At 65.9% G+C, this 8,614-nt stretch carries 7 protein-coding genes and 2 pseudogenes (2 of these 9 only partly in view); 6 read left to right on the plus strand and 3 right to left on the minus strand.

Going from position 1 to position 8,614, the window contains the following annotated elements:
* The 4 genes and pseudogenes from ACFE99_RS13520 to pknB form a co-directional block, all read left to right on the plus strand.
* Positions 1-1,333 (plus strand): annotated as a pseudogene (locus ACFE99_RS13520) (FtsW/RodA/SpoVE family cell cycle protein) (it extends 71 nt beyond the left edge of the window).
* Positions 1,330-2,805 carry a D,D-transpeptidase PbpA gene (gene pbpA, locus ACFE99_RS13525; RefSeq protein ID WP_375486055.1) on the plus strand — a complete coding sequence of 492 codons (1,476 nt, stop codon included), beginning with the start codon at positions 1,330-1,332 and terminating at the stop codon, positions 2,803-2,805. Before ACFE99_RS13520 ends, pbpA begins: the two are co-directional and overlap by 4 nt.
* A complete protein-coding gene (locus tag ACFE99_RS13530; RefSeq protein WP_375486057.1) occupies positions 2,802-4,112 on the plus strand; it encodes a protein kinase in 1,311 nt (436 codons plus the stop codon). Before pbpA ends, ACFE99_RS13530 begins: the two co-directional genes overlap by 4 nt.
* 9 nt (positions 4,113-4,121) lie before the next feature.
* Positions 4,122-6,002, plus strand: a complete 1,881-nt coding sequence (gene pknB / locus ACFE99_RS13535) for a Stk1 family PASTA domain-containing Ser/Thr kinase (RefSeq protein ID WP_375486059.1) — start codon at positions 4,122-4,124, stop codon at positions 6,000-6,002.
* Here pknB and ACFE99_RS13540 read toward each other — a convergent pair.
* Together ACFE99_RS13540 and ACFE99_RS13545 are read right to left on the minus strand one after the other, a co-directional pair.
* Positions 5,980-6,651, minus strand: coding sequence for an aminodeoxychorismate/anthranilate synthase component II (locus ACFE99_RS13540; protein ID WP_375486061.1), 672 nt, complete (start codon positions 6,649-6,651; stop codon positions 5,980-5,982). The two genes, pknB and ACFE99_RS13540, sit on opposite strands and share 23 nt — an antisense overlap.
* A 38-nt stretch (positions 6,652-6,689) precedes the next feature.
* A complete protein-coding gene (locus ACFE99_RS13545; RefSeq protein ID WP_375486063.1) occupies positions 6,690-7,439 on the minus strand; it encodes a DUF881 domain-containing protein in 750 nt (249 codons plus the stop codon).
* Between the two features lie 99 nt (positions 7,440-7,538).
* Between ACFE99_RS13545 and crgA the strand changes: the two genes are divergently transcribed.
* Both crgA and ACFE99_RS13555 read left to right on the plus strand, forming a co-directional pair.
* The gene (gene crgA / locus ACFE99_RS13550; RefSeq protein WP_083088093.1) at positions 7,539-7,820 is read left to right on the plus strand and encodes a cell division protein CrgA; all 282 of its coding nucleotides are present in this window, start codon (positions 7,539-7,541) and stop codon (positions 7,818-7,820) included.
* A 155-nt stretch (positions 7,821-7,975) separates the two neighbouring features.
* Positions 7,976-8,401, plus strand: coding sequence for a PH domain-containing protein (locus tag ACFE99_RS13555; protein ID WP_375486066.1), 426 nt, complete (start codon positions 7,976-7,978; stop codon positions 8,399-8,401).
* Positions 8,402-8,407: 6 nt separating this feature from the next.
* Here the strand turns inward: ACFE99_RS13555 and ACFE99_RS13560 are convergent.
* Positions 8,408-8,614, minus strand: a pseudogene (locus ACFE99_RS13560) (peptidylprolyl isomerase); it runs 338 nt beyond the window's last position.

The raw sequence follows: 8,614 nt of genomic DNA on the forward strand, positions 1-8,614 counted from the left end.
GTGCCTTGCCACCGTGATCACCGCGGCAGCGCTGCTCATCGTGCAAGCTAACCAAGATCGCCGATTGCACTGGGACCTGGCCGGTTACGTGCTGGGTTTTTTGACCTTGTTCGCGTGCGCGCATCTGGTTGTCCGACGCTTCGCCCCCTACGCGGACCCGCTGCTGTTGCCGGTGGTGGCGTTACTCAACGGCCTCGGTCTGGTCATGATCCACCGCCTCGACATCGCCCAAGGCACAATTGGTGGCCATACGCATCCCAGTGCAAACCAGCAGATGCTGTGGACCCTGGTCGGCGTGACCGGCTTCGCGCTGGTGGTGAGCTTCTTGGCGGATCACCGCAAGCTCGCCCGCTACGGCTATACCTGCGGCGTTGCCGGCCTGGTGATCTTGGCGATTCCGGCGCTGCTGCCGCGGGCCCTCTCCGAGCAGAACGGTGCCAAAATCTGGATTCGGTTCCCGGGCTTTTCCATTCAGCCCGCGGAATTTTCGAAGATACTGCTGCTGATCTTCTTCGCCGCGGTGCTGGTGGCTAAACGCCGACTGTTCACCAGCGCCGGCAAGCATGTGCTCGGCATGGATTTGCCCCGGCCCCGTGACCTTGCGCCGCTGTTGGCCGCGTGGGTCATCTCGGTGGGCGTGATGGTCTTCGAAAAAGACCTCGGCACCTCGCTGCTGCTGTACGCATCGTTTCTGACGATGGTGTATCTGGCCACCCAGCGGTTCAGCTGGGTGGTCATCGGTTTGGCGTTGTTCGCCGCGGGAAGCGTTGTGGCGTACTTCATTTTCGACCACGTCCGGCTGCGCGTGCAGACATGGCTCGACCCGTTCGCCGATCCGGAGGGCAGCGGCTATCAGATTGTGCAGTCGCTGTTCAGCTTTGCCACCGGCGGTGTCTTCGGTACCGGGCTGGGCAACGGCCAGCCGGACACGGTGCCCGCGGCGTCAACCGATTTCATCATCGCCGCGTTCGGTGAGGAGCTCGGGCTGGTGGGGCTGGCTAGCCTGCTGATGCTCAACACCTTCGTGATTACCCGCGGCCTCCGCCCCGCTATCGCGGTGCGCGACAGCTTCGGCAAGCTGTTGGCGGCCGGGTTGGCGTCGACGCTGGCGATCCAGCTGTTCATCGTCGTGGGCGGCGTGACCACGCTGATCCCGTTGACCGGGCTGACCACCCCGTGGATGTCCTACGGGGGATCGTCGCTGCTGGCGAACTATGTGTTGCTGGCGATCCTGGTGCATATCTCGCACGCCGCGCGGCGCCCGTTCCGCACCCGGCCACGCGTCACTGCGCCGATCGCAGCCGCCAGCACTGAGTTGATCGAGCGGGTATGAACGCCTCCCTGCGCCGGATCTCGGTGACCGTGATGGCGTTGATCGTGCTGCTGCTGCTCAACGCCACCTTCACCCAGGTGTTCACCGCCGACGGGCTGCGGGCCGATCCCCGCAACCAGCGAGTCCTGCTCGACGAGTACTCGCGCCAACGCGGTCAGATCACCGCCGGCGGACAACTGCTCGCCTACTCGGTAGCCACCGACAACCGCTTCAAGTTCCTCCGGGTGTATCCGAATCCTTTTGCGGACGCACCGATTACCGGTTTCTACTCGCTGCGGTATTCCAGCACGGGCCTGGAACGCGCCGAGGACCCGGTGCTCAACGGCTCCGACCAACGGCTGTTCGGCCGCCGGCTGGCCGACTTCTTCACCGGGCGCGACCCGCGCGGTGGAAACGTCGACACCACCATCAGCCCGCGTGTGCAGCAGGCCGGCTGGGATGCAATACAGCAGGGCTGCGGCGGTCCGTGCAAAGGCGCCGTCCTCGCGCTGGAACCGTCGACGGGCAAGATCCTGGCGCTGGTGTCATCGCCGTCCTACGACCCCAACCTATTGGCGTCGCACAACGCCGACGAACAGTCGCAGGCCTGGCAGCGCCTGCGTGACGACCCGGCGTCCCCGCTGACCGACCGCGCCATCTCGGAGACTTACCCGCCCGGCTCGACGTTCAAGGTGATCACCACCGCTGCTGCCCTGCAGGCCGGCGTGACCGAAGACGACCGGCTCACCTCGGCGCCGACGATTCCGCTGCCCGACAGCACCGCGGTCCTACAGAACTTCGGCGGTACACCGTGCGGCACCGAGGCGACGGTGTCGCTGCGTGAGGCATTCGCCCATTCCTGCAACACCGCGTTCGTGGAGCTGGGCATTGCCACCGGTGTCGACGCCCTGCGCAGCACCGCCCAGGGTTTCGGGTTCGACAACGCCCCGGACCCCATCCCGCTGCAGGTCGCCGAATCGACCGTCGGCCCGATTCCCGACGCCGCCGCGCTGGGAATGTCGAGTATCGGCCAGAAGGACGTCGCGCTGACCCCGCTGCAGAACGCGATGGTGGCCGCGACCATCGCCAATGCCGGGGTCACCATGCAGCCCTACCTGGTCAACAGTCTGCAAGGGCCCGACCTGGCTAACATCGGCAGCACCGCCCCGCATGAGCAGCGCCGTGCAGTTTCACCGCAGGTCGCGGCTAAGCTAACAGAATTGATGGTCGGCGCCGAGACAGTCACACAGCAGAAAGGGGCCATCCCCGGCGTGCAGATCGCATCCAAGACCGGTACCGCTGAGCACGGCACCGACCCGCGCAACACTCCGCCGCATGCGTGGTATATCGCCTTCGCACCGGCGCATACGCCGAAAGTGGCAGTCGCGGTACTGGTAGAGGACGGCGCCGACCGGCTATCCGCGACCGGTGGCGCCCTCGCCGCGCCGATCGGCCGGGCCGTGATCGAGGCTGCGCTGCAGGGAGGACCATGACCGCGCGAGTAGGTGTGACGCTGTCTGGCCGGTATCGCCTGCAGCGGCTCATCGCCACCGGCGGCATGGGCCAAGTGTGGGAGGCCGTGGACAGCAGGCTGGGCCGCCGTGTCGCGGTCAAGGTGCTCAAACAGGAGTTCTCCCAGGACCCCGAATTCCTCGAGCGGTTCCGCAACGAAGCGCGCACCACCGCGATGCTCAACCACCCGGGCATCGCCAGCGTGCACGACTACGGCGAAACCACAATGAACGGCGAGGGTCGCACCGCGTACCTGGTGATGGAGCTGGTCAACGGCGAGCCGCTCAACTCGGTGCTCAAACGCACCGGCAAGCTGTCGCTGCGACACGCCTTGGACATGCTCGAGCAGACCGGGCGCGCCCTGCAGGTCGCGCACGCGGCCGGGCTGGTGCACCGCGACGTCAAGCCCGGCAACATCTTGATCACCCCGACGGGCCAGGTGAAGATCACCGACTTCGGTATCGCCAAGGCCGTCGACGCCGCCCCGGTCACTCAAACGGGCATGGTGATGGGCACCGCCCAATACATCGCGCCCGAGCAGGCGCTCGGGCACGAAGCAACACCTGCCAGCGACGTCTATTCGCTGGGAGTCGTTGGCTACGAATCTGTTTCCGGCAGGCGGCCCTTCACCGGTGACGGCGCGCTGACGGTGGCGATGAAGCACATCAAAGAGCCGCCGCCGCCGCTGCCCAGCGAAGTGCCCCCCAACGTGCGGGAGCTCATCGAGATCACCCTCGTCAAGAACCCGCAGCTTCGCTACAAAAGCGGGGGACCGTTCGCCGACGCCGTCGCCGCGGTGCGTGCTGGCCGTAGGCCTCCGCGACCGAACCAAACCGGCCGGGCCACCCCAGCGGCCATTCCTTCGAGTGCCCCATCCCGGGTCGCCGCCAATCCCACCGGCCGCGCGCCCGCCGCCCGTCGACCACGGCCGGCGACGACAGGGCACCGTCCGCCACCGCCGCGACGCACCTTCTCTTCCGGTCAGCGCGCGCTGCTATGGGCAGCCGGAGTGCTGGGAGCGCTGGCGATCATCATCGCGGTGCTGATCGTGATCAATTCCCACAACGAGAACATGCAGCCCCAACAGTCCACCCCGACGGTCACTGACACCGGGACCGCGCCCAGCAGCAGCGGCTCGGCCCCCGCGACGCCGTCCGATTGGACGGATCGGGGGCCGACAGGTAATCCTGGACGGCAGAGCAAGCAGGTCCAATTCAGCCGGGCAATCCAAGCCAGCGGGGCCGCCCCGCTCACGCACGCACCAGCCCGCGTTGGCGGCCCTACCTGAGATACGGCAATGACTACCCCTCAGCACCTGTCTGACCGCTACGAGCTGGGCGAAATCCTCGGTTTCGGCGGCATGTCCGAGGTACACCTCGCCCGCGACGTGCGGTTACATCGCGACGTGGCGGTCAAAGTGTTGCGCGCCGACCTCGCCCGCGACCCAAGCTTCTACCTACGCTTCCGGCGCGAGGCGCAAAACGCCGCCGCGCTGAACCACCCGGCCATCGTCGCGGTGTACGACACAGGCGAAGCGGAAACCCCGGCCGGCCCGCTGCCCTACATCGTCATGGAGTATGTCGACGGGGTGACGCTGCGCGACATCGTGCACACTGAGGGCCCGATGTCGCCGCAACGCGCTATCGAAGTCATCGCCGACGCCTGCCAGGCGCTCAACTTCTCACACCAGCACGGCATCATCCACCGCGACGTCAAGCCGGCGAACATCATGATCAGCAAGACCGGTGCGGTCAAGGTGATGGACTTCGGTATCGCCAGGGCGCTCGCCGATAGCGGCAATAGCGTCACGCAGACCGCGGCGGTGATCGGGACAGCGCAGTACCTGTCGCCCGAGCAAGCTCGCGGCGACGCCGTCGACGCCCGCTCCGATGTCTACTCGTTGGGCTGTGTTCTCTACGAAGTCCTTACCGGCGAGCCGCCTTTCGTCGGTGACTCGCCGGTCGCGGTCGCCTACCAGCATGTGCGGGAAGACCCGATTCCGCCATCGCAACGCCATGAGGGCATCTCGGCGGACCTTGACGCTGTCGTGCTCAAGGCGCTGGCCAAAAACCCTGACAACCGCTATCAGACTGCTGCCGAAATGCGCGCGGATCTGATTCGGGTGCACAACGGTGAGCCGCCCGAAGCGCCGAAGGTCCTCACCGCCGCGGAGCGGACTTCGCTGCTGGCGTCGACACCGCCGGCCGGCCGGGGCGGACCGCACACCGATCCGCTACCGCGCCAGCAGCTCGACTTCCCGCGAGAACGCAATGCCGGCTCAGTGGGGCGCTGGCTGATCGCAGTAGCCGTGCTGGCGGTGTTGACGGTGGTGGTGACCATCCTGATCAACACGTTTGGCGGCAACACGCGCAGCGTTCAGGTGCCCGATGTGCACGGTCAGGTTTCCGCCGATGCGATCGCCGCGCTGCAAAACCGCGGCTTCAAGACCCGCACCCAGCAAAAGCCCGATTCGACCGTGCCGCCCGACCATGTGATCGGCACTGAGCCGACCGCCAACGCGTCGGTGGGCGCGGGCGAAGAGATCACCGTCAACGTGTCAACAGGGCCTGAGCAGCGTGAGGTGCCGGACGTGTCCTCGCTGAGCTACGCCGATGCGGTCCAGAAGCTGACGGCCGCCGGGTTCGGCCGGTTCAAGCAGGTCAGTTCGCCGTCGACTCCGGAACTGAAAGGCCGTGTGGTCGGCACCAACCCCCCGGCCAACCAGACGTCGGCCATCACCAATGTGATCACCATCGTCGTCGGGTCGGGGCCGGCGACCAAGGAAGTGCCCAACGTGACCGGCCAAACCGTTGACCTCGCGCAGAAGAACCTCACCGTCTACGGGTTCACCAAGTTCAGCCAGGCTGCGGTGGACAGCCCACGGCCAGCCGGGGAGGTGATCGCCACCAATCCGCCTGCAGGCGCAACGGTTTCGGTGGACTCGGTGATCGAGTTACAGGTTTCAAGAGGCAACCAGTTTGTGATGCCCGACTTGTCGGGGCTGTTCTGGACCGACGCCGAACCGCAGCTACGCGCGCTGGGGTGGACGGGTGTGCTGGTCAAGGGCGCCGATGTGGATGCCGGCGGCGACAAGCACAACCGGGTGGTCTATCAGAGCCCGGCGCCGGGCCAGGGCGTGAATAAAGACGGCGCCATCACGCTGAAGTTCGGTCAGTAGCGGCCAGCGGCCGCACGGTAGCGGCGATTTCGCTTTCCAGTCGACGCACTAATCCGTCGTCGAGGCGTTGCCCGCAATAGGCCAGCCAATTGGCCAACATCCGATGTCCGCCCTCGGTCAGGATGGACTCCGGGTGGAACTGCACACCATGGATCGGCAGCTCGGTGTGCTGCACGCCCATAATCACCCCGCTGCGGGTGCGGGCCGTCACCTCGAGCACGGGCGGCAACGTTTCCGGCACTATGGTCAGCGAGTGGTAGCGGGTCGCGGTGAATGGATCCGGAAGCCCTTGCAGCACGCCGGTGTTCGTGTGGAAGACGCTACTGGTTTTGCCGTGCAGCAGTTCGGGCGCACGGTCGACGGTGGCCCCGAATGCCACACCGATCGCCTGATGGCCAAGGCATACGCCCAGTAGCGGAGTGCGCGTGGCGGCGCAGGCACCGACTAGTCCGATCGACGCACCGGCACGCTCGGGTGTGCCCGGACCGGGGCTGAGCAGCACCCCGTCGAAGTCAGCGGCAACAGTACCGTCATCGGCCAGCCTGGCATCGTCGTTGCGCCATACCTCAGCCTCGACGCCGAGCTGGCCAAGGTACTGCACCAGGTTGAACACGAAACTGTCGTAGTTGTCGACGACCAAGATCCGCACCGTGTCAGCCTAGCGTTCGCCCTGCTGGCGGCTTTTGCTCAGTAGCCCAGTGGGCCGGCGGGCTTAGCGACGTGCATGCGCACCGGTTCGCTGTGCCCGACGACCCTCACATCGGATTTGACCTGCTCGTCGTAGCCGAGGCCGAAGCGAACCACATACTGCTTGTAAAGAGTGACCAGGGGAGCGGCAGCCAGCGCGGCCTGCATGGCGGCCGCATCGCCGATCGCGGTGATCGTGTAGGGCGGACTATAGGTGCGCCCGTTGAGCAGCAGCGTGTTTCCGACACAGCGCGGTGCTGAGGTGGCGATGATGCGTTGATCCTGCATCTGGATCGCCTCCGCGCCGGCGCTCCACAACGCATTGAGCACCGCCTGGATGTCCTGCTGGTGCACCACCAAGTCGTCGGGGGACGCATCGCGCGGGAAGCGGCCGTTAGCATCGCGCTGGGCGTCGCTGAGGGTCACCACCAGAGCGGGCCCGTGGACGGGATCCAGGCCGGCCTCGCCGGCAAGTTGAGCCGAGCGAGCCTGCATGGCCGCCAACGCGGTGTCCGCAGACCGGCCATGCGTGGAGTCGATCCTGGCGGACAGCCCGTCTCGCTCGGCGGTAAGCCGGTCCACCGACGCTTGCTCTTCGCGAACCAGGTCGACCAGGCGCGGTGCATCGCTACGGCGGATCTCGCCCCCGGCCGAGACGCCGTGGGTGGCGGCCAGTAGCAGGCCGGCCAGCAAGCACACCAGCGGCACACCGAACCGCCACGGTGAACGGGGCTGGACCGGGCTAGTCATCGGCTCTCCGTTCTCTGGACCGCGTGTGCGTTAATCTCGTAGCCGAACAATGCTCGCGGCTTTCAGTCGTATCGTCACACCCGCAGCTCCGAGGTATCAATGCCCAAGTCGAAGGTCCGCAAGAAGAACGACTTCACCGTCGGTGCGGTGAGCCGTACGCCGGTCAAGGTCAAGGCCGGGCCATCCAGTGCGTGGTTCGTCGCATTGTTTGTGGGCCTGATGCTGATCGGGCTGATCTGGCTGATGGTGTTCCAACTGGCCGCCGCCGGCTCGACGGCACCGACCGCGCTGAACTGGATGTCAGAGCTGGGGCCGTGGAACTACGCGATCGCCTTTGCTTTCATGATCACCGGGCTGTTGCTCACAATGCGATGGCACTGAGTAACCGGTACGCCATGTTGAATTCATCTTGGGTGGCGATCGTTACTGGGCTGGCAACTCCGCCGCCACCCAATCACACCGATGTGATTCATCCCCATTGTTGATAGCGCTTGTGGATAACTACATCGGCGGTGGTGAGAGGGTCTAGGGGACTCGTGCAGCAAACTGAATGGGCGCCGCGTACGGCTGGAATCGCTGGTTGTGGTGTCGCCGGGGTCCTGATGGCTATCGGTTGTGTGATACTGGTCACAGACCTGCCGGGCAGGATATTCACAGGTATTGCCGCAGCGGGTCTGATCTTGTTTGCGGTCGTCTCCTGGCGCGCCCGCCCGCGGCTGGCAATCGCCCCCGACGGCCTCGTCGTCCGTGGCTGGTGGCGAACGCAGTTATTGGGCCGCCCCCAGGTCAAGATCATCCGGATCGTGGAGTTCCGTCGCATCGGGCGCAAACTCCGGCTTCTCGAGATCGAGACGATCGACGACCGGTTGCGGATTTTCTCCCGCTGGGATCTGGGCACCGACCCCTTGGAGGTCCTCGACGCGCTGACTGATGCCGGTTACGCCGGACCGGACGTCACCTGAGCCGCGTCACGCGATGGTGACCGATTCGATAACGACCGCCTCGGTCGGCCGGTCGTTGCCGTCAGTGGCGGTGTTGGCGATCGCGTCGACAACCTTCTGAGACTCTGGATCGACCACTTCACCGAAGATGGTGTGCCGCCGGTTCAGGTGCGGTGTGCGGTCGACGGTGATGAAGAACTGCGAGCCGTTGGTGCCGGGGCCGGCGTTGGCCAT

Source organism: uncultured Mycobacterium sp., assembly GCF_964249325.1.
Classification (GTDB): Bacteria; Actinomycetota; Actinomycetes; order Mycobacteriales; family Mycobacteriaceae; genus Mycobacterium.

Excerpts from the sequence above, each read along its gene's own strand:
- pbpA (WP_375486055.1), top strand. The coding sequence starts at position 1,330 with ATGAACGCCTCCCTGCGCCGGATCTCGGTGACCGTGATGGCGTTGATC.
- ACFE99_RS13530 (WP_375486057.1), top strand. The coding sequence starts at position 2,802 with ATGACCGCGCGAGTAGGTGTGACGCTGTCTGGCCGGTATCGCCTGCAG.
- pknB (WP_375486059.1), top strand. The coding sequence starts at position 4,122 with ATGACTACCCCTCAGCACCTGTCTGACCGCTACGAGCTGGGCGAAATC.
- ACFE99_RS13545 (WP_375486063.1), bottom strand. The coding sequence starts at position 7,439 with ATGACTAGCCCGGTCCAGCCCCGTTCACCGTGGCGGTTCGGTGTGCCG.
- crgA (WP_083088093.1), top strand. The coding sequence starts at position 7,539 with ATGCCCAAGTCGAAGGTCCGCAAGAAGAACGACTTCACCGTCGGTGCG.